30 protein-coding genes are annotated in these 26,443 nt (G+C 59.3%); 12 read left to right on the forward strand and 18 right to left on the reverse strand.

Going from position 1 to position 26,443, the window contains the following annotated elements; translation table 11 throughout:
- Positions 1–7: 7 nt before the first annotated feature.
- The 3 genes from L8V22_RS06315 to L8V22_RS06325 are packed head-to-tail and all read right to left on the reverse strand — an operon-like array spanning position 8 to position 2,273.
- On the reverse strand, positions 8–595 hold the full coding sequence (locus tag L8V22_RS06315; protein WP_238801220.1) for a Maf family protein: 588 nt from the start codon (positions 593–595) through the stop codon (positions 8–10).
- Complete coding sequence (locus tag L8V22_RS06320; protein ID WP_238801221.1) at positions 595–804, reverse strand: acyl-CoA carboxylase subunit epsilon; 210 nt, start codon at positions 802–804, stop codon at positions 595–597. The genes L8V22_RS06315 and L8V22_RS06320 overlap by 1 nt, the downstream gene beginning before the upstream one ends.
- An 8-nt stretch (positions 805–812) precedes the next feature.
- Positions 813–2,273 carry an acyl-CoA carboxylase subunit beta gene (locus tag L8V22_RS06325; protein ID WP_238801222.1) on the reverse strand — a complete coding sequence of 487 codons (1,461 nt, stop codon included), beginning with the start codon at positions 2,271–2,273 and terminating at the stop codon, positions 813–815.
- A gap of 350 nt (positions 2,274–2,623) precedes the next feature.
- Here L8V22_RS06325 and L8V22_RS06330 point away from each other — a divergent pair, with 350 nt between their 5' ends.
- From L8V22_RS06330 to L8V22_RS06340, 3 genes are read left to right on the forward strand one after another with little or no spacing between them, the layout of a single operon-like run.
- Entirely contained in the window at positions 2,624–3,892 is a 1,269-nt protein-coding gene (locus L8V22_RS06330; protein ID WP_238801223.1) for a hypothetical protein, read from the forward strand.
- Positions 3,893–3,925: 33 nt separating this feature from the next.
- Positions 3,926–4,498, forward strand: a complete 573-nt coding sequence (locus L8V22_RS06335) for a hypothetical protein (protein ID WP_238801224.1) — start codon at positions 3,926–3,928, stop codon at positions 4,496–4,498.
- Between the two features lie 2 nt (positions 4,499–4,500).
- Positions 4,501–5,079: a hypothetical protein gene (locus tag L8V22_RS06340; protein WP_238801225.1), complete on the forward strand. Its 579-nt coding sequence runs from the start codon at positions 4,501–4,503 to the stop codon at positions 5,077–5,079.
- Positions 5,080–5,320: 241 nt separating this feature from the next.
- Here L8V22_RS06340 and L8V22_RS06345 read toward each other — a convergent pair whose 3' ends face one another.
- The 7 genes from L8V22_RS06345 to L8V22_RS06375 all read right to left on the reverse strand — a co-directional run bounded on the left by L8V22_RS06345 (position 5,321) and on the right by L8V22_RS06375 (position 11,898).
- Complete coding sequence (locus L8V22_RS06345; protein WP_238801226.1) at positions 5,321–5,512, reverse strand: hypothetical protein; 192 nt, start codon at positions 5,510–5,512, stop codon at positions 5,321–5,323.
- A gap of 333 nt (positions 5,513–5,845) precedes the next feature.
- Positions 5,846–7,336, reverse strand: coding sequence for an alpha-amylase family protein (locus tag L8V22_RS06350; protein ID WP_238801227.1), 1,491 nt, complete (start codon positions 7,334–7,336; stop codon positions 5,846–5,848).
- Positions 7,333–7,518 (reverse strand): hypothetical protein, encoded by a 186-nt coding sequence (locus L8V22_RS06355; protein ID WP_238801228.1) that lies wholly within the window; start codon positions 7,516–7,518, stop codon positions 7,333–7,335. The genes L8V22_RS06350 and L8V22_RS06355 overlap by 4 nt, the downstream gene beginning before the upstream one ends.
- A complete protein-coding gene (locus tag L8V22_RS06360) occupies positions 7,518–8,339 on the reverse strand; it encodes a carbohydrate ABC transporter permease (protein WP_238801229.1) in 822 nt (273 codons plus the stop codon). The genes L8V22_RS06355 and L8V22_RS06360 overlap by 1 nt, the downstream gene beginning before the upstream one ends.
- A complete protein-coding gene (locus L8V22_RS06365; RefSeq protein ID WP_420839968.1) occupies positions 8,339–9,343 on the reverse strand; it encodes a carbohydrate ABC transporter permease in 1,005 nt (334 codons plus the stop codon). The genes L8V22_RS06360 and L8V22_RS06365 overlap by 1 nt, the downstream gene beginning before the upstream one ends.
- Positions 9,344–9,465: 122 nt before the next feature.
- Positions 9,466–10,716 carry an ABC transporter substrate-binding protein gene (locus L8V22_RS06370; RefSeq protein WP_238801230.1) on the reverse strand — a complete coding sequence of 417 codons (1,251 nt, stop codon included), beginning with the start codon at positions 10,714–10,716 and terminating at the stop codon, positions 9,466–9,468.
- Between the two features lie 189 nt (positions 10,717–10,905).
- Entirely contained in the window at positions 10,906–11,898 is a 993-nt protein-coding gene (locus L8V22_RS06375; protein ID WP_238801231.1) for an ABC transporter ATP-binding protein, read from the reverse strand.
- 44 nt (positions 11,899–11,942) lie between these two features.
- Between L8V22_RS06375 and L8V22_RS06380 the strand changes: the two genes are divergently transcribed.
- Positions 11,943–12,827, forward strand: a complete 885-nt coding sequence (locus tag L8V22_RS06380) for a biotin--[acetyl-CoA-carboxylase] ligase (protein WP_238801232.1) — start codon at positions 11,943–11,945, stop codon at positions 12,825–12,827.
- 37 nt (positions 12,828–12,864) lie between these two features.
- Positions 12,865–13,305, forward strand: a complete 441-nt coding sequence (locus tag L8V22_RS06385; RefSeq protein WP_238801233.1) for a hypothetical protein — start codon at positions 12,865–12,867, stop codon at positions 13,303–13,305.
- Here L8V22_RS06385 and budA read toward each other — a convergent pair.
- The gene (gene budA / locus L8V22_RS06390; protein WP_238801234.1) at positions 13,283–14,014 is read right to left on the reverse strand and encodes an acetolactate decarboxylase; all 732 of its coding nucleotides are present in this window, start codon (positions 14,012–14,014) and stop codon (positions 13,283–13,285) included. The two genes, L8V22_RS06385 and budA, sit on opposite strands and share 23 nt — an antisense overlap.
- Positions 14,015–14,093: 79 nt before the next feature.
- On the opposite strand from budA, the gene L8V22_RS06395 reads away from it, so the two are divergent.
- The 3 genes from L8V22_RS06395 to L8V22_RS06405 all read left to right on the forward strand — a co-directional run bounded on the left by L8V22_RS06395 (position 14,094) and on the right by L8V22_RS06405 (position 16,855).
- Positions 14,094–15,209, forward strand: coding sequence for a 5-(carboxyamino)imidazole ribonucleotide synthase (locus L8V22_RS06395; RefSeq protein WP_238801294.1), 1,116 nt, complete (start codon positions 14,094–14,096; stop codon positions 15,207–15,209).
- A 24-nt stretch (positions 15,210–15,233) separates the two neighbouring features.
- Positions 15,234–15,734 carry a 5-(carboxyamino)imidazole ribonucleotide mutase gene (purE, locus tag L8V22_RS06400; RefSeq protein ID WP_005322524.1) on the forward strand — a complete coding sequence of 167 codons (501 nt, stop codon included), beginning with the start codon at positions 15,234–15,236 and terminating at the stop codon, positions 15,732–15,734.
- A 257-nt stretch (positions 15,735–15,991) separates the two neighbouring features.
- The gene (locus L8V22_RS06405) at positions 15,992–16,855 is read left to right on the forward strand and encodes a type IV toxin-antitoxin system AbiEi family antitoxin domain-containing protein (RefSeq protein ID WP_238801235.1); all 864 of its coding nucleotides are present in this window, start codon (positions 15,992–15,994) and stop codon (positions 16,853–16,855) included.
- Here the strand turns inward: L8V22_RS06405 and L8V22_RS06410 are convergent.
- Positions 16,852–17,103, reverse strand: coding sequence for a type II toxin-antitoxin system Phd/YefM family antitoxin (locus L8V22_RS06410; protein ID WP_269966420.1), 252 nt, complete (start codon positions 17,101–17,103; stop codon positions 16,852–16,854). The two genes, L8V22_RS06405 and L8V22_RS06410, sit on opposite strands and share 4 nt — an antisense overlap.
- Positions 17,104–17,172: 69 nt before the next feature.
- Between L8V22_RS06410 and L8V22_RS06415 the strand changes: the two genes are divergently transcribed.
- Complete coding sequence (locus tag L8V22_RS06415; protein ID WP_238801237.1) at positions 17,173–17,439, forward strand: type II toxin-antitoxin system RelE family toxin; 267 nt, start codon at positions 17,173–17,175, stop codon at positions 17,437–17,439.
- Here the strand turns inward: L8V22_RS06415 and rbsD are convergent.
- The 6 genes from rbsD to L8V22_RS06445 are packed head-to-tail and all read right to left on the reverse strand — an operon-like array spanning position 17,436 to position 23,104.
- Positions 17,436–17,810 carry a D-ribose pyranase gene (gene rbsD, locus L8V22_RS06420; RefSeq protein ID WP_238801238.1) on the reverse strand — a complete coding sequence of 125 codons (375 nt, stop codon included), beginning with the start codon at positions 17,808–17,810 and terminating at the stop codon, positions 17,436–17,438. The two genes, L8V22_RS06415 and rbsD, sit on opposite strands and share 4 nt — an antisense overlap.
- Positions 17,803–18,711: a ribokinase gene (locus tag L8V22_RS06425; protein WP_238801239.1), complete on the reverse strand. Its 909-nt coding sequence runs from the start codon at positions 18,709–18,711 to the stop codon at positions 17,803–17,805. Before L8V22_RS06425 ends, rbsD begins: the two co-directional genes overlap by 8 nt.
- Positions 18,708–19,622, reverse strand: coding sequence for a substrate-binding domain-containing protein (locus tag L8V22_RS06430; protein ID WP_238801240.1), 915 nt, complete (start codon positions 19,620–19,622; stop codon positions 18,708–18,710). The genes L8V22_RS06425 and L8V22_RS06430 overlap by 4 nt, the downstream gene beginning before the upstream one ends.
- A 13-nt stretch (positions 19,623–19,635) precedes the next feature.
- On the reverse strand, positions 19,636–20,577 hold the full coding sequence (locus tag L8V22_RS06435) for an ABC transporter permease (RefSeq protein ID WP_238801241.1): 942 nt from the start codon (positions 20,575–20,577) through the stop codon (positions 19,636–19,638).
- Positions 20,574–22,118: a sugar ABC transporter ATP-binding protein gene (locus tag L8V22_RS06440; protein WP_238801242.1), complete on the reverse strand. Its 1,545-nt coding sequence runs from the start codon at positions 22,116–22,118 to the stop codon at positions 20,574–20,576. Before L8V22_RS06440 ends, L8V22_RS06435 begins: the two co-directional genes overlap by 4 nt.
- The gene (locus L8V22_RS06445) at positions 22,115–23,104 is read right to left on the reverse strand and encodes a LacI family DNA-binding transcriptional regulator (RefSeq protein WP_269966421.1); all 990 of its coding nucleotides are present in this window, start codon (positions 23,102–23,104) and stop codon (positions 22,115–22,117) included. Before L8V22_RS06445 ends, L8V22_RS06440 begins: the two co-directional genes overlap by 4 nt.
- 130 nt (positions 23,105–23,234) lie before the next feature.
- Between L8V22_RS06445 and L8V22_RS06450 the strand changes: the two genes are divergently transcribed.
- The 3 genes from L8V22_RS06450 (at position 23,235) to L8V22_RS06460 (ending at position 26,434) form a co-directional block, all read left to right on the forward strand.
- Positions 23,235–23,678 (forward strand): YdcF family protein, encoded by a 444-nt coding sequence (locus tag L8V22_RS06450; protein ID WP_238801244.1) that lies wholly within the window; start codon positions 23,235–23,237, stop codon positions 23,676–23,678.
- Between the two features lie 195 nt (positions 23,679–23,873).
- Positions 23,874–24,773, forward strand: a complete 900-nt coding sequence (locus L8V22_RS06455) for an aldose epimerase family protein (RefSeq protein WP_238801245.1) — start codon at positions 23,874–23,876, stop codon at positions 24,771–24,773.
- An 11-nt stretch (positions 24,774–24,784) separates the two neighbouring features.
- On the forward strand, positions 24,785–26,434 hold the full coding sequence (locus L8V22_RS06460) for a sodium:solute symporter family protein (protein WP_238801246.1): 1,650 nt from the start codon (positions 24,785–24,787) through the stop codon (positions 26,432–26,434).
- Positions 26,435–26,443: the final 9 nt, after the last annotated feature.

The following is a 26,443-nucleotide window of genomic DNA, read 5'->3' on the forward strand; positions in this document are numbered from 1 at the left end:
CGCGCAGCTACCAGAAATCGGAGACGTTAAGGTCAAAAGAATACAGCGCGCGGCGCACCACCGGCAGGGACAGCCCGATTACGGAGGAAGGATCACCTTCGATGCGGTCAATGAACCAGCCGCCCATGGCCTCTAAGGTGAAGGCGCCGGCGCAGTGGAGTGGCTCCCCGGAGCGGGCATAAGCTGCGATATCAGCCTTGCTGGCGTGGGCAAAGTGGACCGTGGTGGTAGATGTTTCCACATGGCGCTCATCGCCAAAGACGAGGCAGTGGCCGGTAAGCAGTTCGGCCGTGCGGCCAGCCTGTTGGTGCCAGCGCTCGATGGTGGCTTCCTCAGTGTGCGGCTTGCCCTGCAGCTCGCCGTCGAGAAGCAGCATGGAATCGCCACCGATGACGGGCTCGGTGGGGAAGCGCTTGGCCACCTTTTCGGCCTTGGCTGTCGCCAGGGCCGCCACGATGTCGGCCGGTGGGCGGCCGGCGAGCGAGGCTTCGAGGGAACGCTCGTCAATATCGGCTGGTTCCAAAACGGGCTCCACGCCCGCGCTGCGCAGAATGGACGCGCGCGAGGGCGATTGGGAGGCGAGGATGAGCCGCATTAGAAGTACCGCACTGTATGGAAAGCGGAGGGGTTATAGACGCGCTGGGTCCCAAAGCGTTCGAAACGTTCGGCCGGGTTGCCCCACTCATTGCGCTCGCCGGTAGCGCCCGAATTCTTTGCGCTCATCTGCGCTAGTACCGTGCGCAGGGCCGCGAGCTCATCCTCGGTAGGATTGCCCTTTACTACCTTGATTTCAGGCGTAGACATCTTGCCTCCTAAACGGTTCCGTGCTTCTTTGGTACCTGGGCCACGGCCTTGCGCTCTAGTAGGCGCAGGCCTTCTACCAGGTAGTGGCGGGTGGCGGAAGGCTCGATGACATTATCGGCCAACCCGCGCTCCGCTGCGGCATACGGGTGCAAGAAGAGCTCGTCCATCTCTTCTTCCTTTTCCTCCGACCCATAGATGGCCAGGGAAGCCTGGGAGGCTTGGGTGACGGAAATTTCTGCGGTGGGCCACGCGTAGACTAGGTCGGCACCTAGGTCCTTTGCACCCATAAATACGTAGGCCGGGCCAATAGCCTTGCGGGTAATCACAGTGAGCTTGCCGACGCTTGCTTCAGCCTGCGCATAAGCAAACTTCGACGCCCGCCGTAGCAGGCCGGCCTTTTCTTCCTCCGGGGTAGGCACAAAGCCCGGGGAGTCCACGAATTCCACGATGGGGGTGTTGAAGGCATCGCACGTGCGCACGAAGCGCGCGGCCTTTTCTGCGGCGGCGGAATCCAGCGCACCAGCCAGCGCTAGCGGCTGGTTGGCAACGATGCCGACGGCTCGGCCATCGATGTAGGCAAAGCCGGTGACGATATTTGGTGCCGCTTCTGCAGAGAGTTCGAAGAACGACCCCTCATCGACTACAGCCTTGATGACATCGTTGATGTCATAGGCCTGCGCGGCAGAATCCGGGATAACGCTATTTAAATCAAAGTCCTTAACCGTGCCGGCCTCAACACGCGGCGCTTCGGCGCGGTTATTGGCTGGCAGGTAAGCCAGAACGTCGCGCACGAGGGACAGGGCCTGCTTGTCGTCGCTGGCCACTAGGTGAGCAGTACCGGACTCCGCGTGGGCTGCGGCACCACCGAAGGTTTCTGGCTCGGCGCCGGCGACGTGGCTGGCGGCCTGATGGAGGGCGGTGCCTTGGGTGACTACGAGGACATCGGCAAACGTCGGCGCGAAAGCCGCAATGCCGCTGGTATTGCCTGCGACTACAGAAATCTGCGGGATGAGGCCCGAGGCCTGGGAGACGCGCGCCATAAGGCGGGCGTATCCGGCCATTGTGACAATGCCTTCTTGTACACGCGGGCCGGTGGACTCATAGATGCCGATAATGGGCACGCCGGTCTTGATGGCGAGGTCATAAATCTTGGTGAGCTTTTCGGCATAAACCTCACCCATCGTGCCATCGAAGATCTCTCCGTCTTGGCTAAAGACACACACACGGCGGCCATCGATAGTGCCGTAGCCGGTAACCACGCCATCGGTATACGGGCGGTCATGCTCGCGGCCGAAATCGGTGGAGCGGTGGCGGGCCAGTGCGTCCGTTTCCACGAAGGAGCCCTCATCGAGCAGCTGCGTCAAGCGGGTGCGGGCGGCCGGCTCGCTTTCTCCCAGCGGCGCGCGGGACTCGGCAAGCTTGGCGTCCAGGTCCTCAATCTTGCCGGCGGTGGTTTTCAGGTCAGTCATAGGCCCCCACACTACTAGCGCAGCCCGGTCAATGCGGAATGGGACGCTGCAGGGGCGCAGTGTGGAAATCGATTGTGTGGCAAATGCCACCAAACGTGGGGTGAGCAGTAAACCTGGGAATTCCTTGAGTGGCGACAGAATAAGGGGCCCTAATACGGGGGTGGTGCCTCTCGTGAACATTTAGTGATGCTGGGCAGGTGAGCGGTCATTATCGCACCTCAAAGGAGGTAAAACCGTTAGAAATATTTTCATTCAACTGTTGATGTGTTTTCTGTAAGCCCTTATGATTAGCTGAGTCTTCATGAATGTTTTCCCCTGGTTTTTAACGATCTATTAAGGACGGTCTTCTGGTGATTAAAAAGGGACTGCGTTTGCTCGCACCGCTCGCCGTAGCGGCTCTCTTCACGCCAGTGGCACATGCGGGAGATATTCCCCCGATGCCGCAGGCATATCCCATTTCCAACCTCTACAAGAGCTGCAGTGCTGCCGGTGATAATGCTGAGCGTGAATGGCGCTTTGCAGAAACCGGCCGCCGCTACATGAGCGACGGTACCCTGCAGTTCAAAAACACCACCAACCAAGAAGTGCCCTACACCGCCGAGGTAGAAACTGGTACCAATCACGAGATTGAAGCCAATTCTAAGGCCAAGCTGCCTTCCGGTTGGGACACCACCGCCAAGTCCGATATTGGCCTGAAGATGACCAATGGTTGGCGCGATAAAGAAACCTTCGGCCCAGTGAAGCTGAAACCGGGTGAGTCCTTCCGCGTCGAGTATGGCGTCATCGAAAAGGACTTCATCTCCATGTTTGTCGGCTGCAACGATGACCGCTTGGAAAACATCCCAGGCTCCAACGTCATCCGCGGCAAGGGTCCGGCCGAGCGCTACGCTTTTGCCTACATCATCAAGGCGGACGGCTCAGTGTCCGATCTGGCCATGGAAATTCCCTCCCGGTCTCCGGGGGCAAACTCCAAGCCGATCGAAGGCAACTACACCTCCGTATCCGGTCCGAGCCTAGAGAAGATCGCCGATCCGAAGAAGGATGAGATCATGCAGCCGGCCGCGGATATGCAGCGCGATCCATCCTGGCCTAAGGAAGGCGATAAGTGTGAGGCCGACGATAGCTCTTGGTACCCGCTGGATATCACCGCTGTAAAGCCGACCTACCGCAAGGCTGGCTACTCCACTGACTTCCTGAACTGGTCTGAGGGTAATTATGAATTCGCCCCAGTAACTGACTTCGTCGTTGGTGCCGAGCATGCCCCGTACACCAACTGGCGTGGTAACCGCGGCGATATTCCGAAGGGCTGGCTGGAGTCCGTCGGTGCCGTAAAGCGCGCTTATATGCCGGTCGGCACTGAGCTCAAGCACGTCGACCTCAAGCCAGGCGAGCGCGTGCGCGTGGAGTACGGCACTACCATGACCCGCATTAACTACCGTGAGATTCACTGCGGTAAGAGCGGAAACTACGACCTCACCTCTAACTACAAGCAGACTTCCGCCCCGAGCGGGTTCTGGGCAGAGGCCAAGATCACTGATAAGGCCGGCAATACCCGCACCGAGGACGTCACTCCGGACGAATTCCGCGACCTGCCGGTTCCCACCCAAACCATCTACTAAACTCCCACTACACCTACGCAAGGAGAAAATCCCATGTTCAAGTCCAAGATTGCTTCTACCACCGCGGCTCTGGCCGTTGCTTCCGGCCTGATCTTCGCTCCGGCCGCTAACGCCCTACCACAGCGCGAGCTCGGGCCCGCTAACCCGACCACCATCGGTGAGCGCTGCTCCAACCCGGGCGACACCGGCCAGACCGTTGACATCAAGCGCACCTACTTCGACGGCTCCGCTGGCTCCTGGACCGTGTCCAACTACAACGATGAGCCATTGCCTGTCACCCGTTCAATCAAGGAGACCAAGACAAAGACTTGGAACGTGTCTGCTGGCGTCGATTTCAAGCTGTTGGATCTCATTAATTTCACCTTCTCTTCCAGCTACACCGATAGCCAGTCCTACGAGGTAGGCGAGCAGGTTGGTCCGTACGACATTGCTCCGGGCAAGACTGCCGTGCTGCGCGCCGGTTGGGTTGTTTCTGATTTCGAAGGCCAGAAGACCGTGTGTGGCTCCGACCACAAGTGGCAGGCTAATGGCGGCACCTTCACAGCTTCTCTCCCGAAGGAACGCCACGTCGAGGTTTCCACTCGTGACAACAACGATTGGGGCTAATCGTGAGCAAGACGTCCATCGCTAGCGCCCTCGCGGCGCTGAGCCTGGTGGCCGCTCCTGTTGCCCACGCCGCTGATTTCGGTGGGGACTTCGAGCTGCCCCAGCGCTGGAACGAAGATTATAAGCCGGGCACGCATTGCTCGACGCCGGGTGAAAACGGCACCTACGTCACTGCAAAGCGCCGCTGGTTCAAGCAGACCGACGCCACGAGCGTGGCTAATCGCAATGCCGAGGAAGTGCCGGTCAAGCACACCGTCACCAAGGCCCGCACCCAGACCATCGAGGTCTCCGGCTCCGTTGAGGGTACCGGTGATTTGGCCAAGGTGTTGACCAAGACCTATGGCTTCAACTACGTCAGTGAGCAGCACTGGAAGCTAAACCAGGTGGTTGGTCCGTACACCCTGCCAGCGAATTCGCAGGGCAAGCTGGTGTGGGGCTTTACCATGCTCGATACTGACGGTCAGGACGTGCGTTGCAACTCTGACCAGCAGTGGGAAGCCCAGGGCAAGCCGTACTCGGCCTCCGTGCCAGAAGCGCGCTACTCTGAGCTGCGCTTGGAAGACGCCCCTGAGTGGGAATAAAACGACTGAACTCATCTCGCCTCTAGATAGTTGCTCCCCCTAAGCACGAACAATCTCTTGTTCTGTCTAGGGGGAGCATTTTGTCGTTCGCGTCAGTGGACCAGTCGTGGACTCCAGACGTGTAAATAGTGGGCTGGCACTCGTGAAAGGAGAGGAGAATGGCAGGCAGAAAACCGGTCCCCGCTCCTTTAGAGTGGCGCGGGGACCGGTTTTCGTGTGTAGGCCTATGTACTAGGGACGATTAGCCGATAGCATCAACGATGTTGTAAATGCCCTTTGCTGCTTCGGAGGAGCCTTCCAGCTTCTGAGAGGACCCCTCAGAGGAAACAGCGGCAGCGTCAAAAACGCTAGTTACATTCTCGAAAACCTCGAGGGCGAGGTCGCGGGCTGTTTCGAGGGATGCCAGAATGCCTTCTACCAAGATGTCTTCCATGATGTATTCCTTTCGAGTTGGAATGATGAAGTGAGTTTAGAATGTGCTCAGGGGAGATGTGGAAATACCTGAACATTAATAAATTCTAAGACAGACTGGAATTCTCGCAACTCGAGAAAGAAAATAACCTGAATTATTTTCATTATAATTTAGTAGAGGTTTAGTTTCTCGGGGTGTGAAAGGTTATGCCAGCACTTAGAGAAGGGTTTGCTAGGAAAAAGGGGCAGAATGGCGTTCCAATTGCCAAGCTACGCAATTTGTACAACTGACTGCGACACACTCTCAACTGCGAGCGGGGCAGCTAGGTAGCTGCGGGTGGGGGAGGCTGAGATCTTAGGCCGGTAGCCAAGCGTAGCCATAAGGGCCGAGCTCCACCGGTCCGAGATCGATGGAACGATCACTGAAGTTGTGCAGGCACAGCAGATCACCACGTTGGTAGCCAAGGACAGCCTCTTCGCCGGTCTCGACCGGCTCGCACGGCGCGGTACCGAGTTCAGGGTGGGCATGGCGCTGGGCGATCATGGAGCGGACGGTGTTGAGCAACGAGGCGGCATCCTCAACTTGGGCGGCCACAGAGGTCCCGCCTACAACCGGCAGCCGGGATGGTGCGTTGTTGCTGAAACCGGCGTATTCGGAATCGTCCCACTGCATGGGGGTGCGAACCGCATAGCGGTCCGGAAGTGTCGTGTCATCGAGCATGCCAATCTCATCGCCGTAGTAGATAAACGGCGCGCCCGGCAGGGTCATCAAAAGGGAGAACATCAGCTCCACCTTGCGACGGTCGCCGTTCATCAGCGGCATGAGCCGGCGAGCGATGCCTACGTGGGCGCGCATTTCATCATCGGGAAGGAAGGCTTCATACATGAGCTCGCGCACGGTATCGTCCACCATTTCCAAGGTGAGCTCATCGTGGTTGCGCAGGAAGGTACCCCACTGGCAGACTTCCGGCAGGGAAGGCAGTTCGTCGAGGATGGAGTAGACCGGGGTGGCGTCGCCAAGCGCCAAAGCTTGATACAACCGCGGCATAACCGGGAAGTTGAAGACCATGTGGAAGCGCTCGCCTTGGCCGTAGAATTGCATGGTTTCGGCCGGCGGCTGGTTGGCCTCCGCGATGAGCACGGCATCCGGGTAGTGCGCGTCCATGAAAGAGCGAATCTTTTCCACAAACTCGATGGTCTCCGGCAGGGATTCTCCGCCTAAACCATCGCGCTCAAAAAGATAAGCAATCGCGTCCAAGCGCAGGCCGTCCAAGCCTTTGTCCATCCAGAAGGACAAAATTTTGAAGACTTCCTCCTGCACGGCCTGGTTATCGTAGTTCAGGTCCGGCTGGTGGGAGTAAAAGCGGTGGAAGTAGTACTGGCCGCGCTTGTCGTCCCAGGTCCAGTTGGAAGTCTCCACGTCAGTGAAAATGACGCGGATTTCGGGGTAGCGCTCCGGATCATCGCCCCAGACATAGAAATCGCCATAAGGGCCCGTGGGATCCGTGCGGGAGGCCTGGAACCATGGGTGATCGGAGCTGGTGTGGTTGAGAGCCAGGTCCGTCATGATGCGCATATCACGGCGGTGCAGCTCCGCAATGAGCTCTTCAAAATCCTCCATCGTGCCATAATCTGGGTGGATGGAGTAGTAGTCCGCGATATCGTAGCCATCATCGCGCAGGGGGCTGGCATAAAACGGCGAAAGCCACAGGCAGTCCACGCCGAGCCACTGGAGGTAGTCCAGCTTTTCGATGACCCCGCGCAGCGTTCCTACCTCCTTATCGCCATCGGCCTTAAACGAGCCGACGAGGGCCTGGTAGAAGACGGCATTGTGGTACCAGCTCATGAAAGGTCCTTCCTTTTGGCCCGCCAGGTTAGGTAGGTAAGAAGGCATAGTACTCCGGCTACGAGACCAGGCCAGATGGCGGGGGAGTCGTGAAAGAGGTTGATAATGGCCTGGATAACCGCAAGGACGCTGAAGAAACCAAGAAAGCCCAGCGCGGTATCCCACAGCATGGCCCGGCGCATTAGGTCTTAACACCACCTGCGGTCAGGCCAGCGACGATGCGGTGCTGGAAGATGAGCACCATGATGACCAGTGGGATGGTCACCAAAGCGCCAGCGGCCATGGTGGCGGCATACGGGTACTCAAAGGCCGAGGGGCCAGAGAAGCGCGCGATAGCCACGGTTACTGGCTCGGTATCGGTGGTTGAGAGCTGCTTGGCCAGCATAAACTCATTCCAGGTAGTGATAAAGGCGATAATTGCGGTGGTAAATAGTGCTGGGGCGGCTAGCGGCAATAGCACCAGGCGGAAGGCCTGGGAGCGTGTGGCGCCATCCACACGGGCTGCTTCTTCCAGTTCCCAGGGAAGCTGGCGGAAGAAACTCAGCAGCGTATAGACCGTCAAAGGAAGCGCGAAGGAAATATTAGGGATGATCATCGCGCGGTAGGTACCAATCCATTCCAGGTTGCCAAAGAGCTGGAACAGTGGCGTGACCAAGGCAATGGCCGGGAACATGGAGGCAGCCAGGATGATGCCGGTCACGATTCCCTTGCCGGGAAAGTCATAACGGGAGAGCGCATAGGCGGTAAAGACGCCGATGAGCACGGCCACTGCGGTGGTAACTAGGGAAATGAGCAGCGAGTTTCCAAGGGCGGCCAGGAAGTCATTTCCCTTATCGGTAGCCAGGGCGTCGCGGAAATTATCCAGCGTGACATGGGTAGGCCATGGCGTGGTATCGAAGGTGAAGCGTTGATCCCGCAGTGCGGTTACCAGCATCCAATAAAAGGGCGCGAGACCCCAGAACATGATAAAGATGATGCCGGCATAGTGTCCGAATTTACGCATTATTTAGTTGCCTTCCTGCCGGAGACATCCGCACCGAGGAAGCGGATGAGGATAAAGGCGACGACGAAGATAAGAAGGAAAATTAGGGTGGAGAGCGCGGAGGCGGAATTGAAGTTGCCCTGGCGCATATCCTCCACCACCAGCTGCGAGATAGTCGCGGTGGGGGAGTTGGAGGAGCTAGAAATCATAATGACCGGAAGGTCATACATGCGCAGCGCGTCCAAGGTGCGGAAGAGCACGGCCACCATGAGCGCGGGGCGCACTAGCGGGAGGGTGATCCGGAAGAACGTTTGGATGCGATTAGCGCCATCCACGCGGGCAGCATCGTAGACATCCTTGGGGATCATTTGCAGGCCGGCCAGGATGAGTAGCGCCATAAACGGGGCGGTCTTCCACACATCCGCGATGATGACGGCTAGGCGGGCGTAGAACGGATCCGTGGTCCAGGCGATCTGTGCACCAAGCAGCGAGTTGACGATGCCATCCGGGGCAAACATGAACTGCCATAGCTTGGCCGTGACGGCCGTTGGAATGGCCCAGGGGATAAGTACCGCCGCACGCACGAGGCCGCGGCCGCGGTACTCACCGTTCATGATGAGAGCCATCAGCATACCCAGGATGGTCTCCAGCAGCACGGTAACGATAGTGAAAAAGAGCGTGATCTTGACCGCCGGCCAAAAGTCCGTGGCAATTACTCCCGGCGGGCAGGTAGAAATCTGACCAGTGCCGGATACGCACTGGTTGTTAATCCAGTACAGGTAGTTTTCCAGCCCGGCAAAACCACCCTCCTCAAAAAGCCCCGTCTGCGGGTTGAGGTGCCTATTTCCCTGAAAGGACAGGAAAATGGCGCGGATGATGGGGTAGCCGATGATGACAGCGAGCACGAGGAGCGCCGGAGCAATTAGCCCGGCCACGCGCCCGTAATTCTTGCGCTGGGGTTTCGGCGCTCTTGCCGACGCCCCTTTCGGCGCCCCCTTGGACGCAGTCGGCGAAGCTATAGCCACGCTGGTCCGCCTTTCTGTTCAAGAGATGCTGTTTATGGGCTAGATTCTATCCCCATTAGGGGAGTAAAAACCACAAAGGGTGAGGCGGCGGTGTGTCCGCCTACCTCACCCGGATTGGGCGTTTAGCCCTGGGAAGCTGATTCGATAGCCGCCTTCATATCAGCAGTGGCATCATCAACTGACTTGCCGTCTGTCAATGCGGCATAGGCATTGTCTTGGATAGCCTTGGAAATCGCCGAGTAGAACGGGGAAACTGGGCGCGGTGCTGCGTTCTCCAGGGATTCCTTGAGTGCCGGCAGGTACGGGAATTCTTGCTGCAGCTGCGGGTCATCGTAGATGGAGGCCAAGACTGGTGGGAAGGACTGCTCCGCAAAGGACTTCTGGTTGTCCTCGTTGATGATGAACTTCATGAAGTCGAGCGCAGTGCCCTTATTCTTGGAGTTAATATTGATGCCGTTGTTATAGCCGCCCAGCGTGGAAACGCCTACGCCGTCTTTGCCCAGCGGGGCCTGGACCTCGACGTCGACGCCGGCATCGACCGCATTGGAGTACATATACGGCCAGTTCATAGCAAAGGCGGTCTTGCCCTCAGTAAAGGCCATATTGGTTTCTTCTTCGGTAGCGGCGGTGGAGTCCTTGGAGATGGTCTCTTCCTTGTACGCATCCACCATGGCCTGCAGGCCATCCTTGGCCTCCTCGGAATCGACGGTGACGTTGCCGTCTTTATCCAGAACGGAACCGCCCCAGCCTTCCATGAAGTCAGCGGTATTGAGCGCTAGGCCTTCATATTGCTTGAGCTGGGTGGTCAGGCAGTCTTTGCCCTTGTCCAGCGCCTTACATGCGGACTTCAGATCTGCGAACTTCTCCGGGGTTTCATCCGCGAGCTCGGTATTGCGGAAAAGGAGCTGCCCGTTGGTATTTTGCGGCAGTGCATAGAGGACATCGTTATAGGTGGCAGACTCCACGGTAGCTGGCAGCAATTCATCCGTATTGGTCTCAAAGTCTCCCTTGAGCGGCTGGAGCCACTGGTTGGCGGCGAATTCCGCGGTCCACACCACGTCGAGTGCCATGACATCGTAGTCATCGCTGCCCGCCTGCAGGGACTGCACTAGGGTTTCGCGCTGGGCGTCGGCCTCGCCGGCTAGTTCCTTGAGGGTGACCTTTTCGTCTGGGTGCTGCTCGTTCCACTTTTCGATGATGGGGGTCACCTTGTCCGTGTCATTTTTGCCCATGGCAAAGGTGATGGGGCCGCGCGCATCCGCGCCGCCTTCAGCGGAACCGTCTGCAGCGGAATCGGAGGAGGAAGAAGAGCAGCCGGCCAGTGCCAGAACTGCGGTGGCCGCAACGGTAGTGCGAAGCAGGAATTTCTGCATGGAAATCACCTTTCGGAAAACTTTCGTTTCTTTAAACCTAAAATACGGAAACCAAAAGGTGGATAGTTTTGGCCTATTTAACTCTAAATGGGGGTAGTAAGGGTGATGCGGCTGGCTCGGCCGTGTACCTGTTCTACGACGGCCTAGCTGCCTTTGCGGATAAGTCTCCTCCGTGGGAATTCGTGGGTGCTAGCCCCGGGCGATGCGAAGGCCCGTTTCCGGATCGAAGCGGTGCGCCTCGCGTGGGTTGAAGGTCAGCACCGCCTCTTCACCGCGCTGCGGTGGGGTACCCTCGGCGCGGGCGACCAACCTATTCTCGCCCACGGTGACATAGACATAAGACTCTGCGCCCAGCTCTTCCACAATGTCCACCACGCCCTGGAAGCCTACCGGGCCTTTATTGATAAACATCTTTTCCGGCCGCACACCCACGCGGGAACCGTTGTAGTCAAAGATGTTCATCGCCGGCGAACCGATGAAGCCGGCGACGAATTCGTTTGCGGGGGCGTCATAAAGCTCGCGCGGCGGGGCAACCTGCTGCAGCTCGCCGTCCTTGAGCACCGCCACGCGGTCACCCATGGTCATAGCCTCAACCTGGTCGTGGGTGACGTAAACCGTCGTCGTGCCCAGGCGCTGCTGCAGGCTGGCCAACTCCGCACGGGTCTGCACGCGCAGCTTGGCATCCAAGTTAGAGAGCGGCTCATCCATGAGGAATGCCTTCGGCTCGCGCACAATGGCGCGGCCCATAGCCACCCGCTGGCGCTGGCCACCGGATAGATCCTTGGGCTTGCGCTTGAGATACTCGGTCAGGCCGAGCGTTTCCGCCGCTTCGTGCACCTTGGCCTTGATTTCGGCCTTCGGTAGTTTCGCCAACTTCAAGGCAAAGCCCATGTTTTCCTCCACCGTCAGGTGCGGGTAGAGGGCATAGTTCTGGAAGACCATGGCGATATCGCGATCGCCTGGCTCTAGGTCGGTCACATCCTTGCCATCGATGGTGATGCGGCCGCTGGAGGTAGGTTCCAGCCCCGCCAGCGCACGCAGCGTCGTGGACTTGCCGCAACCTGAAGGGCCAACGAGGACCAAAAACTCGCCGTCCGCGATATCGAGATCCAAGTCCTTAACCGTGGGAGCGCTCGCGCCGGGGTAGGTGATGTTGACCTTTTCAAAAGTGACCTTTGCCATGCGCAACACACTAGCACCATTGATGGCCGGTATCCTTAAGGCTTATGACTGCACTTGATTTGGAACGCATTCGCACCGCGCTGGCAGACGATTTCACCACCATCCATTTCGTGGAAAAGACCGGCTCCACTAATACCGATTTGATGCAGGCCAACAATGTTGCGGGTGGCACTGTGCTGCTTGCCGACGAACAACTTTCCGGCAAGGGTCGCCTCGGCCGCTCCTGGACCGCACCGGCCGGCTCCCAGGTTATTCTCTCCGTGCTCTTGCTGCCGGAATCTCTCGATCGCCTCGGCACCCTACCTCTGGCAGCGGGCCTCGCGGTGACCGATTCCATTGAGGGCACCGTGCTGAAGTGGCCGAATGATGTGCATATCGACGGCAATAAGCTGTGCGGCATCCTTGCTGAGGCCGGCCCTGTGGGCCAGGCTTTCAAGGCCACGCCAAAGACAGAATTCACCAAGGTGGAAGTGGGCAAGGCTGAACTTAATAAGGCTGAGGTCAACAAGGCCGAAGTTAACAAGGCCGAGGTCAATAAGGCGGAGCTCAATAAAACCGTAAGCGGTGCCGCACCGTCTGCGCGCGTCGTCGTGGGCATGGGCATCAATGTCACCCTGACTCGTGAGGACCTACCGATTGAAAAGGCCACCTCGCTCGCGCTCGAGGGCCGCGATACGGACCGCACCGAGCTGGCCATTACCGTGCTGAAGAACCTGCGCCGCCGCATCGTGCAATGGGAGAACCAAGATCCGCAGCTCCTGCTCGACTACCGTGCGGTCTGCTCCTCGCTCGGCCAGGAGGTGCGCCTAGAAACCCCGTCCGGCGATGTCACCGGGCACGTCGATGAAATCGGCGAGGACGGACGCATCATGGTCGCCGGCGAGTACTACTCCGCGGGCGATGTCACGCACCTGCGCCCACAGCAGTAAACCACCACAGTAGACACGCGAGGTAGCATCCATAGCTATGGGACTAATGAAGATGGGCCAAGGTGAGGTCAAACGCGCGGATGTCTCCGCGCCGTTTCGCGCGCTGATTTTCCCCTTCCTCGAGCTCATCCTCATCACCGGCCTGCTGTGGATTGCCATCGGCTGGTGCGATGTCCAAGCAGTAGACCCGATGCTGCGCAACGGCCTCGTCGCGGTATGGGCCCTGCTAGGAATCTGGCGCTTTGTCATTCCTCTTTTTAAGGCCCGCCGCAAGCGCTTCATCGTGACTAATAGGCGCGTCATCGCGCGCGAGGGCCGCAATATCGATTCGATTCCGCTGCAGGATATCCGCGGCGCCCGCAAGCGCCGGGGCGGGGTATCCCTAGCGATTAACGGCTGGGATCGGGCCATGTATTTTCCCAACGTGGCCAAGCCCAAGCGCGTGGCCGAGATTATTAATGATCGCCCTTGGTTTTAACCTCGGTGGTGTGCAGCTGGCTATCCAGATCCTCGGGGGAGAGGTTGGCTCGGCTGAATTCTTGCGTCAGCGGCAGGCGCAGCTCTAGATCGGAAGCGGGGCAGAGCTCAACCGTTGCCTTATCCACTACGTAGTCCAGCACGTGGCCACCGGAAGTGCGGGCGGCGTCGATAAAGTGCACGTGGCAGCCCGGTACCGAGATTCCCTTTTCATAGACAGGGGTGCGGAAGCCGCCGATAACGCCCTCGACGTCCTTAAAGTGCAGCTCCTTATCGCCACCAACGGCCTCAGACATTGGTGGGTAGGGCTTTTCTTGTTTGACCACCGTGCGGGTGGTCACCTCCTTGAACGTGCCCACGATGCGCACTGCGTACATGTAGTTAGCGGAAGGCTCGAGCTTATCGATGAACGCGGAGAGCTGATCGCGGCGCAGGCCCGCGGGGGCGTCGGCAGTAATGCGCGGGACAAAGTTCGTGGCCACCGCGTAGGGGGTCCGTTGTTCTAGGTCTGCAATCTGCGCGGAGCCATCGCCGCGCAGCTGGTAGCAGGTGCCATCCAAAATGATCATCTCTCCGTCGAGGCCATCAAAGGTGCCGAGGCCAAAATTGCCCTTACCAAGCAGTTCCGAAATGGTCATTTCGCCGTCATAAATGCCGTCCAGCAAAGCGCTCATGAGGGAATTTTGGAAGATGGTATGACGAGTGAACATAGTATCCAGGCTAGTATTGGGGGACGTGAGTGACTTAAAGCCTATTGTAACTGTTTGTGGCGACGGCCAGCTGGCTCGCATGATGCAGCCGGCCGCCGCGGAACTCGATATTCACCTGCGGATTCTGGCTAGCAAGCCGGACTCCTCCGCCGCGCAGGTCACCCCGGACGTGGTGTTGGGGGATTACACCTCCTTGGAGGAGCTGCGCGGCGTGGCAGAGGGCGCGGATGCCATTACCTTCGAGCATGAGCATGTGCCCAACGAGCACTCCGCCGCGCTTATCGACGCCGGATTTAACGTCCAGCCACAGCCCACCGCCCTTATCTATGCGCAGGATAAGCTCAAGATGCGCGAAAAGCTCGCCGCGCTGGGCGCTCCTGTGCCGCGCTTTGCCGCCATCGACTCGGTGGCCGATGCCCGCGCCTTTTTCGACGCCGTCGATGGCCGAGTATGCCTCAAGGCCCGCCGCGGTGGTTATGACGGCAAAGGCGTATGGTTCCCCACCGCCGATAATTGCTTTGAGCTGGTCTCCGAGCTGCTCGAGGCCGGAACCCCGCTGATGGCCGAGGAAAAGGTGGAACTTACCCGCGAGCTTTCCATCTTGGTCGCCCGCCGTCCTTCCGGCGAGGCCAAGGTATGGCCGATTACCCAATCCCGCCAGGAAAACGGCATTTGCGCCGAGGCCATTGCCCCCGCCCCTGGCCTTACACCGGAACTTTCCCAGCGCGCGTCCGAGCTGGGCCTGTCCATCGCCGAGTCCCTCGGCGTGACCGGCGTGCTGGCCGTCGAACTCTTTGCTTTCGACGGCCCTGAGGGCGAGGATATCTCCGTCAACGAACTGGCCATGCGCCCGCATAACACCGGCCACTGGACCCAGGACGGCAGCGTGACCTCCCAATTTGAGCAGCACCTGCGCGCCGTACTCGACCTCTCCTTGGGCGCAGTCGACGCGCTCGCACCCGTTACCGTGATGGCCAATGTTTTGGGCGCCGACGAAGATCCCGCCATGCCTATGCCGGAGCGCGTCCGCGAGGTCATGCAGCGCTACCCGCAGGCCAAGATTCACCTTTACGGCAAGGACCATCGCCCCGGCCGCAAGATTGGCCACGTCAACGTCACTGGTGAAGATACCGACGAGACCCTGACCATCGCCCGCCAGGCCGCGCACTTCCTCGTGCACGCCACATGGGCTTAAAATCCTGCCTGTAGAAAGGACACTATGCAACCGCATGTAGGCATCATCATGGGCTCCGATTCCGATTGGCCCACCGTTGAACCCGCCGCTCAGGTCCTCGCGGACTTCGGCATCCCCTTCGAAGTCGGCGTGGTCAGTGCCCACCGCACCCCGGAAAAGATGCTGGCCTATGCAAAGGAAGCCCATACCCGCGGGTTGAAGGCAATTATCGCCTGCGCCGGCGGTGCCGCGCACCTTCCCGGCATGGTCGCTGCGGCCACGCCGCTGCCGGTCATCGGCATCCCGCGCGCACTGAAGGATCTCGATGGCCTCGACTCCCTCCTGTCCATCGTGCAGATGCCCAGCGGCGTGCCGGTAGCCACCGTCTCCATCGGCGGTGCGAAGAACGCCGGCCTGCTTGCCGCCCGCATCCTCGGCGCTGGCGACCCCGCCATCCAAGACAAAATGGTGGATTACCAGAAGCAGATGGCCGAGGAAGTAGAGCAGAAGGATAAGAACCTGCGCGACAAGCTGCTAGGGGAGTAGCTCTCCGGTCTAAGGCCAAACAAAACAAGCACGTTTTAGCCAAAACAACGTAGTTTTTCGGCAAAACGTGCTTGTTTTGTCTCCTAGTCTCTAGCGAAGTTCTCGTCGCCCCTTGCCAACATGCCAAACAAGCACGATTGGGCAAAATTCGCGGAGGAAAAGGGTAAAACGTGCTTGCTTTGCATCGTTGTAGCCTGCGGGGTGAGGAAGCGTGCTTTAAGCTTTCGGGCAGGGGAATAATGCTCAAAGGGGGAAGCATGGAAGAAGTACTGGTTTCAGGCTTAAGCAGGGGCGAGCTTAAAACTCATGTAGCGAATGGAAAGATAATCCGAATCGGCCGCGGGATCTATACGTGGCGGGAACCGACTCCTATGGAGGTAGCTCGCATCCTGCAAAAGCGGTGGCCTGGAATCATGATTGCAGGAAACTCTGCGGTGCAGCTGTACTCCAAGAAGGAGATGACCTTTCCTCTGAAATTTGCCTACAGGCACATCCTGAGCGGTTCACAGTGGTTTGAAGTCGAGCGAACCCGGCAGAAGACGAGATTTACTTTTGAAGGTATCCCCGTGCAAAATCCCCTGCTAGCTGCGGCTGCGGTGGATGACGACCTAGCAGTAACGATGCTTGAAACGCGGTATCAAAACAGACGCGGTAAGCAAGCCATAGAAAAAGACCTCGGATGTATCGCGCGGGTACCAGCTCGGGTTCGGGAATTAGTGAACAAATCTGCGGTAGGTGCCGATAGCGAAGCAGAAAGGAAAGTAGTCCGCGAGCTTCAGCGTCGTGGGAAGAAGGTTCAGGTAAACCACCGGATAGGACCCTATTTATGGGACATCGTTGTAGGGAAGGTCGCCGTTGAAATCGATGGCTATGACTTCCATAAAGCGGAGGATTTGGGGACCTTCGTTAAAGACCGGTGGAAGGGAAATGATGCGGCGCTAAGAGGGTATACCGTTCTTCGCTATTCAGGCAGCTGCGTTAAGCATCACTTGGTGGATGTGGTTCAGCAGATTTCTGAGGCTCACAAGGGACGAACGAATTTCGGCTCTCTTGCTCACGAATCCGTGTGGCGTTGGCATTGGCTCTTAGCCAGGTGTGAAGCCGAGCCAATTTACGGCTAGCGCCCTTCAATTTCTTCCGTGACCTCCTCAAAAGAGAAGCGTTCGCCGGTATCGGCGGCGCGGGCTTGGCGGAGGGCTTCAGCATCTGCGGCGGCTTCGAGATGGTCAAGGAAAGCTAGTTCCTGAGGCGAAATGATAACTGCGGCTTCCTTACCGTTGCGGGTGACAACGGTGCGGGTGCCTGCGTAGTGGGCTTGGTCAATGACCTGGCCTAAGCGGGTGCGGAGTTCGGAAAGTGGCAAAGACAATGAAAGCTCCTGAAACATCAAAGTACTACTAGTACTAAGTTAGCAAAGAGTACAACTTTCTAAGAGGTCATGGAATACAAAATCGCGTTTACACGGCAGGCCAAGCGAGAGTTACACAAAATCCATCAGGGAAACCGAAAGCAATATCAACGGATTAAGCGCGCGATCGGTGGACTGGCTCAAGACCCATACCCACAAGGGTCTATCACTTTATCCGGCAGGAGTGGCCGAAGAATAAGGGTGGGAAATTACCGCGTGCTGTACTCCGTAGAGGAGCAAGAAGTTCTGGTGGAAGTGTTTACGATAGGGGCACGCGGAAACGTCTATAAGCGCTAAAAGGGAACACCGGAGTGCAAGATGACATTGGCAAACGGCGTAGTGGAACCAGTCCGCACGACAAAGGAGGCACGGGCGACCTCGCGCTTGAGGTCTTCATGGGAGACCTCGGTGAGGGGGACTGCGGGAAGCAAGGAACGTACCTCGGGCGGGGTGGAATCGGCGATGGTGGCGGCTTCGACTACGACTTCGTCGAGGAGTGCGGCCAGCGTATCGGCAAAGGTGGGGATGCCGAAGGTAAGCGTGAGGTCGATGACGGGCACATCGTGAGGGATTGGCAGGCCGCAATCGGCGATAACGAAAGTATCAGTGTGGCCCAGGCGCGCGACGGCACTGGTGAGCGCGGGATTGAGGAGGCCGGACTTACGCATTGGTGACCTCCGGCAAAACGGATTCGGCGGTGGGATAAGACGGTTGGGCGCCGTTACCGGTGGCGGCAAAGGCGCCGACGCGGGCGGCGACAGTGGCGGCATCGACAAGCGAGGCTCCACCGAGAAGCTGGGCGCAAAAGGCACCCGCGAAGGCATCGCCGGCGCCGGTGGTATCCACGGCGGTCACGCGCGGGGTGGGGATATCCGTGCCGCCATCCGGGGTGGCTACGTAGGCGCCGTGGGCGCCGAGGGTGAGCACAACGGAGCGGAAGCCAGCCTCTACCAGGCGGTGGGCGAGCTCGCGCGGGGCGCCTTCAGCTGGCAGGCCGAGCTGGTTCAAGATAAGCCCGGCTTCGTGTTCGTTGGCCAGCAGGGGATCGGCCTGCAGAAGCGAGTCACGGTCGACCTTGACCACGGGCGCGAGGTTGACCACCACGCGACCTTGCGCAGCGTCGACTGCCGCCTGGAAACCGGAGGCGGGGATTTCGCCCTGCAGGAGGACCACATCGGCATCGGCGATGGTGGAGGCGCGGGCGGTGACAAAGGGGGCATCGACAAGCGCATTGGCGCCGGGGGAGATGACGATGGTGTTCTCTCCATCGGCCGAGACGGTAATGACGGCGAGGCCGGTATTAGTATCGGCCTGCTCCACCGCGCCGAGATCGATGCCGGAGGTGCGCATGTAGTGCATGGCCGGTTCGGCATAGGGATCGGAGCCCACCGCGCCCACAAAGGCCACGTTGGCACCCAGCTGCGCCGCCGCAACTGCCTGGTTAGCGCCCTTTCCGCCAGCTAAAATCTCGCCGCCAGAGCCCAGCAGGGTCTCGCCGGGCTGCGGGTGGCGCTCGGCGTGGACGATGAGATCGGCATTGATGGATCCGACGACGGTTAGCTTGCTCATTGGAAATCCTCTACATTGTCGCGGGTGACGGTGATGACCTCGACGGGGACGTTTTTCTCCGCCGTGCCACCGTGCAGGAGCGCTGCGGCTTGTTCGATGGCGTGGGCACCGAGCTCTGCGGGCTGCTGGGCGATGGTAGCTTCCAGCTTGCCATCTTTGACTGCTTTGAGGCCATCGAAGGTGCCGTCAAAAGCCACGACCTTGACCTCAGTACCGGCGCGCGAGCCCAGGGCTTCGACCGCGCCGAGTGCCATTTCATCGTTCTCGGCAAAGATAGCCTTAATATTCGGATTGGCCTGCAATAGGTTGGTGGCAACGTTGAGGCCCTCCGTGCGGTCGAAATTCGCCGATTGCTTGCCGACGACCCGAATATCCCCGTACTTCGCAATCTGCTCTGCAAAGCCTTTGCCGCGCTCGCGCGAGGCGGAGGTACCGGCGGTTCCCTGCAGGATGAGGATGTCGCCCTTTTCTCCGATGGATTCGGCGAGTGTATCCGCCGCCTGTGCGCCGCCGGCGACATTATCGGAGGCCACCATGGAGTCCAGCTCCACGCCGTTGACGTCTCGGTCCACACCGATGACGGGCACGCCGTCATTCTTAATGCCGCGCACGGCCGGGGCGACGGCATCGGAATCGGTGGGGTTTACCACGACGACCTTGGCGCCCATCGACGTGGCATTGCCCAGTTGATTTACCTGCTGGGCGGGGTCATCGGAGGCGTCTTGGATATCCAGCGGAACGCCTAATTCCTTTGCCTTATCCTGTGCGCCGTGGCGAAGTTCAACGAAGAAGGGGTTGGTCTGCGTCGATAGCGCGAGAGTAATGCGGTTGCGGTCTTCTTCCGAACGGTTGCAAGAGGCAAGACCTAGTGCGAGAGCCGGCACGAGAAGGGCGGCGATGAGCTTCTTCATGGTGGGACGCTCCTTAGTTAGCCGTCTTATTTCGGATGACGTCGAAGCCGACGGCCAGCGCGATAACCAGGCCGATGACGATTTGTTGCCAGAACGAGGAGACATTGAGCAGATTCAGGCCGTTGCGGATAACGGCCAAAAGAACTGCACCGACTAGCGTGCCGGTGGCCTTTCCCTGACCGCCGGAGAGCGAGGCGCCGCCGATGACGACGGCCGCGATGGCATCCAGCTCGTAGCCGGTGCCAGCCTGCGGCTGTGCAGATTCGAGGCGGCCTGCCATCACCATGCCGGCCCAGGCAGCGAAGAAACCGGAGAGCGCGAAGACGGCGATCTGGATGCGTTTGACCGGCAGGCCCGAGAGGCGGGCGGCCTCCAAGTTGCCGCCGATGGCATACATGGAACGGCCAAGTACCGTGCGCTCTAGGATAAACCAGCAGATGAGTCCGGCGATGACCATCATGATGATTGGCACAGGGAAGCCCGCGATATCGCCGCCAAAGGCGTTGACTGCTGGGGCGGTTTCAATGGGCGAGCCTTGGGAAATGACCAGTGTAAGGCCGCGGGCGATGGACATCATGGCCAGCGTCGCGATGAAGGAAGGGATCTTGCCCCACGCGGTGGCCATGCCGCAGATGGCGCCGGCCAGTGCACCCACGATGAGCCCGAGGATCAAGGTGAGCCAACCAGGTAGCCCAGCGGTGGAGAACATATACGCCGAGACCATGGCGCCGAGCGCGGCGACTGAGCCCACCGAGAGATCAATACCGGCGGTGACAATCACAAAGGTCATGCCGAAGGCCAAGATGGCCACCGTAGCGGCCTGGATGCCGATATTGAGCAGGTTCGCCACGGTAAGGAAATAGGGGGTGGCGATAAAAAGCGCGATGCACAGGGCAATGAGGCCGACGAGTGCGCCATTATTCATCGCCCAGTTAACTACTCGATTTTTGGTCATGCTTCATCCTTGGGGTTGGTGCCGGCAGACGCGGCAGTAGAGGTAGAGGTAGAGGAGGTCACATTGGATACGGCGAAGGCCATGACCTCGTCTTGGGTGGAGTCCTTAGGCAGCTGGCCGGCGAGTTGCCCGCCAGACATGACGAGGATGCGGTCTGACATACCGAGTACCTCGGGTAGATCGGAGGAGGCCATGAGCACGGCGCCGCCGGCCGCGGTGACCTCATTGATGATGTTGTAAATCTCCACCTTGGCGCCGACATCGACGCCGCGGGTGGGTTCATCGAGCAGAAGGACTTTGGAACCGGCCAGTACCCAGCGGCCGAAGACCGCCTTTTGCTGGTTGCCACCGGATAGGTTGCGGATGGGCTGGGAGAGATCCGCCATGCGGATGCGTAGCTTTTCTGCTACTTCTGTCGCGCGGCGGTGTTGGCCGCTGCGGTCTGCAAGCCCCGCCTTGGCGGTGGGGTAGAGGGTCGCAAATCCCAGGTTATCGCCTACAGAAGCGTCTAGGACTAGCGCTTGGGACTTGCGGTCTTCAGGGATATGACCCACCCCGGCGCGGATGGCGGCGCGAATATCGCCGCCGCGCAGCTGGGTTCCGCCGACGCGGATGGTGCCGGAATCATAGGGATCCGCGCCTGCAATGGCGCGAATGACCTCGGTGCGGCCCGCACCCACGAGCCCGGCCAGGCCGACGACTTCGCCGGCGTGGACGGTGAAGGTGACGTCATGAAAGGCGCCGTCGGAAGTCAGCTCGGAGACCTCCAGTAGTGCTTCGCCGCGCTCGGGAGGAATCTCGCGTGGATACTGATTTTGAATCTCGCGACCGACCATGAGCCGGACCAGCTCGTCTTCGTCCGTATCGGCTGGGACTTCGGCGATGAAGGAGCCATCGCGCAGCACGCTAATGGTCTCTGCAATGCGCGCCAGCTCCTCTAAATGGTGGCTAATAAACACCATGGCCACGCCCTTGGCCTTAAGGTCTTCGAGCACCGCAAAGAGCGCATCAACCTCCTTGCCGGTGAGCGCGGCAGTGGGCTCATCCAGGATAAGGATGCGCGCATTCATCGACAGCGCTTTGGCGATTTCTACGAGCTGCTGCTTGGCCACGCCCAGCTCACCTACGGGCATATCCAGGTCCACGTCCAAGCCGATAAGATGCAGCGCCGCTTGGGCCTGTGCCTTGAGGTGCTTGCGGTTGACTAACCCGAAGCGGCGCGGGGTGCGCCCGAGCATGATGTTCTCGGCCACCGACATGGTGGGAACCAAGTTTAACTCTTGATGAATGGTGGCGATACCCAGCGCTTCGGAGGCCTTGGTATCCGGGATTTTTACCTCTGTGCCATCTACCAGGATGCGGCCGGAATCTGGCTCGTGCACGCCGGCAATCATCTTGATGAGTGTGGACTTGCCCGCGCCGTTTTCACCCAGCAAGGCCTGGATCTGACCGCGGCGGACGGTGAGGTCCACACCTTTAATAACCTCTACCGGACCGAAGGACTTGGTGACATTGTCTAGGCGTAATACACAGTCACTCATAGCGTGTCCTTTTCCAGCTGGTGGGCGGTGGACATGCGCGGAATGTAGCGGGTGGCTAGTACCTCGCCTTCTGGCTGGTGCTTGTCATTGATGGCCGCGACGAGCTTGGTCGTGGCGGTCTCGCCCATCCGCGCAACATCCTGGTCCACTACCGAGATGGGGGAGGGCTGGAAGCGCAGGTAGATGAAATCGTCGAAGCCCACGAGCGCGATCTCTTCGCCGATCCGCTTTCCCGCATTATGGCAGGCCTCGAGAGCTCCGGCCGTCATCATGGAATCGCCGGCGATAAGAGCAGTGACGCCTTCTTGCAGGAGCGCGATAGCGCCCTTATAGCCCTCGCGGTGGCGGTAGCTGCCGTGGTGGATGTGGGTAGGCAATCCGCGAGTGGCGGCTTCGAATGCCTGGAGACGCTGGCGGCCAGTAGAGGTTTCCTGCGGCCCGGAAAGATAGCCGATATGCGTGTGGCCCTTTTCCTTGAGCTGTTGCACAGCCTGCTCCATCCCTGTGTGAGGATCCGATAGCACTGCGGGAATCTGGCCCAAGGCACGGTCAATGAGCACGAGCGGACGGTAGGCACGTGCCTGCTCGAGTGCTTCTTCGGCGCCTTCAAGCGGCACGGCGATAATGCCGTCTACCTGGCGTTCCATGAGGGCGTCGAGCGCCTTGACCAGCCGCTGTGGATCCTCGCCGCAACTGGTGATCATCGTGGCTAGGCCCTGCTTATCGGCGGCTTCTTCGATGGCTGCGGCCATCGCGGCGAAATAAGCATTGTCTAGGCTGGGGATAACCAGGCCGATGGCATTCGAGCGGGAGCTGCGTAAGGCGCGGGCTTGGGCATTGGGCCTGTAGTTGAGTTTGGCGGCTGTGTCCTTGACGCGTTGACGCGTGGCCTCTGAGATGGCCGGGTTGCCCGAGAGCGAGCGGGACGCGGTAGAAATGGATACTCCAGCAGCAGCGGCCACGTCCTTGAGGGTGGTTCCGGCCATGCTGACCTCCTTGGGGCTAGGCGTATGAGCCGGGTCTGGCTCTCCTGGGCGCAATCGATTGCATATTTGAGTTAAAGGTACGGCTTTTTCTATCTTTCTGTCAAGGGCCGGCAAGTCTATGCTGGTATCCATGTCTGACCCGCTCCTCGTTTTGGGCTCCCGCGTTACCCACGGCTATCCCGGCGCTATGTTGCGCTCTCGTTTGGATAAGGCGCTAGCTCTTTATTGCGGTCAGCAGATTATTGTTTCTGGCCGCGGCGAGGCAGGTCCTATGGCCACTTATCTTATTGAGCGCGGCGTACCAGCCGAGCGAGTAGTAGTGGAACCGGAGGCCACAAGCACCAATGAGAACCTGGAAAATGCTCACCGCTTGGCCCCGGATGCTGTCTTGCAGGTGGTGACCAATGATTTCCATGTCCTGCGCACAGCCCTGTGGGCGTGGCATCTCGGTATTGCGGTGCACCTTTATCCTGCGCCGACCCCATGGCGCTTGATGCCGCGCAATTACCTGCGCGAAGTTTTGGCCACCCCACACTCTGCGGCGCGAATAGCGTGGCGGCGGATTCGCGGATAGCGCTTCTCTTTGTAGGCTAGCTCCTTTCTGCCTGCAGGCTTCCAGCCCCGAAAGAGGTTAACAGGCGGTTAACTCTATGTCCGTAACCTGCTGAAACGGTGGGTATCTGCTGGTGGTTATGCAAACGATTGACCGGCGCTTTGCCGTGCTCCTAGGCTAAATCCAGCGAAAGTTATAGCCAGAAAGGTCTTTGTTATGACCAGTGGAAGAGCGGCTGGCTCTGACGCTGAATACCCCAGCGTCGCCATTTCTCATGGCGATTATGCGGCCGAGATTGCCCTCTTCGGCGGTGCAGTCAAGGCGCTGACCTATCGCGGTGCACCCTTGGTAGAAGGCTATGAGGGCAAGCCACCGCTGATGGCCGGTGTGGTGTTGGCACCGTGGCCCAATCGCACCGAAGATGGCTGGTTTGAATGGCAGGGGAGCGCCCACCAGCTGGATATTACGGAGCCGGAGCACAATAACGCCATCCACGGATTCGCGGTGGATTGGTGGCGAATGAAGGAACGCACGGAAAACCGGGTGGTTCTCACCTTCGATATCGAACCGCGCCACGGCTGGCCGTGGGCGATTCAGTTGGAGGTCACCTACTGCTTGGACGAGCACGGGCTGTACCACCAGCTCACCGCCCGCACCGCGGAGCCCGGGGAGGTTCCCTTCGCCTATGGGCTCCACCTCTACCTCTCCCCGCAGGGAGCTGGGGTGGGAGAGGCGGTGCTCAGTGTGGGCGTCGGCAAGCGTCACCTGCTAGACGGCCGCAACCTGCCCACGGGCCAGACGGAGCCGGTGTGTATTGTCAACCAACCCATCGCCGAGGTGGACTGGGATGATTGCTTCCAAGGTGAAGGGCCGCTGACGGCCATATATACAGCCGGCGGAAAAGGCGTGCGCCTGGAGATGGGCGAGGGCCTGAACTGGGTGCAGATGTTCACCCCGGCCGATTTCCCGCGGGTGGATGGCCCGGGCAAGGCGCTAGCAGTAGAGCCCATGAGCGCGCCGCCGAATGCGCTGCACAGCGGGGAAGACCTCGTGCGCTTGAGCGCTCAGAACCCACAGACTTTCACGCTGCGCCTCGCAGCAGAGAACACTAAATAGAAAGGTCAGCCATGGAGACCGCTGAATCCGTATTGAGGCTCGATGCCTCTTGGGTGGACTACTTCTTGGTAGCCATCTACTTCCTCTTCGTTCTAGGTATCGGCTGGGCCGCCAAGGCCAGGGTGTCTAGTTCCATCGACTTCTTCCTCTCCGGCCGTGGATTGCCCGCTTGGGTGACCGGACTGGCCTTCGTTTCGGCCAACCTAGGCGCGGTGGAAATCATCGGTATGTCCGCCAATGGTGTGGAGTATGGCTTCCAAACCATGCACTACTTCTGGATTGGTGCCATCCCGGCCATGGTCTTTTTGGGCATTGTGATGATGCCGTTCTACTACGGCTCCAAGGTGCGCTCGGTGCCGGAGTTTATGCGCAAGCGTTTTGGCAATGCCGCGCACTTGGTCAACGCGATTTCCTTTGCCGTGGCCCAGCTGCTCATTGCGGGCGTGAACCTGTACCTGCTGGCCACCATTGTAGAGGCCCTATTGGGCTGGCAGATGTGGGTATCGCTTCTGGTTGCTGGCCTCATCGTGCTGTCCTATATCACCCTGGGTGGCCTTTCGGCCGCCATCTATAACGAGGTGCTGCAGTTCTTCGTCATCATTGCCGCACTTGCCCCGCTAACCATTATTGGCTTGAACCGCGTGGGCGGCTGGAGCGGGCTGAAAGACGCCGTGGCCAATGACTCTCACTTCCACACCTGGCCGGGCACGGACATCTCTGGCTTCGATAACCCGGTGTGGTCCGTCATCGGCATCGTCCTGGGCCTAGGTTTTGTGCTCTCCTTCGGCTACTGGACCACCAACTTCGTGGAAGTCCAGCGCGCCATGGCCTCGGATTCCATTTCCGCCGCCCGCAAGACCCCGATCATCGGTGCCTTCCCCAAGATGTTCGTGCCCTTCCTGGTAGTCATTCCGGGCATGGTTGCTTCCGTATCCGTGGCTGACTTGATGGAGGAGCGCGCCGAGCCGAACGACGCCATCCTGTTGCTCATGCGCGACCTGCTGCCTAATGGCCTGTTGGGCGTGGCAATTGCCGGTCTCTTGGCCTCCTTCATGGCCGGCATGGCGGCTAATATCTCGGCCTTTAATACCGTCATTTCCTATGACATCTGGCAGACCTACGTAGTCAAGGACCGCGAGGATGACTACTACCTGAAGTTCGGCCGCATCGCCACGATTATCGCTACCGCTATTGCCATCTTTACCGCGCTTTTGGCACAGAACTTTGGCAATATCATGGACTACCTGCAGACCCTGTTTGGCTTCTTCAATGCGCCGCTCTTTGCCACCTTCATCTTGGGTATGTTCTGGAAGCGCATGACCCCGCACGCCGGCTGGTCCGGACTGGTAGCCGGTACTGGTTCCGCCATTGCCTTTTGGTACGTCGCCTCTTTCACGGATCTCATCAACCTGCCGGGTCAGGGCACTGCCTTCGTAGCGGCCGGTGTGGCCTTTGTAGTAGATATCCTCGTCTCCATCGTGGTCACCCTATTTACCCAACCCAAGCCGGATAGCGAGCTGGTTGGCTTCGTTTCCTCCGTAACCCCCAAGGACCACTTCGAGGACTACACCGAAAAGTCCTTGCCGTGGTACCAACAGACCGTCCCGCTGGGCATCATCTGCCTAGTTATCGCCGTAGCCCTCAACGTCATCTTCGCCTAAGGAGCCCAA

It is taken from the genome of Corynebacterium yonathiae (assembly GCF_027570195.1).
GTDB lineage: Bacteria > Actinomycetota > Actinomycetes > Mycobacteriales > Mycobacteriaceae > Corynebacterium > Corynebacterium yonathiae.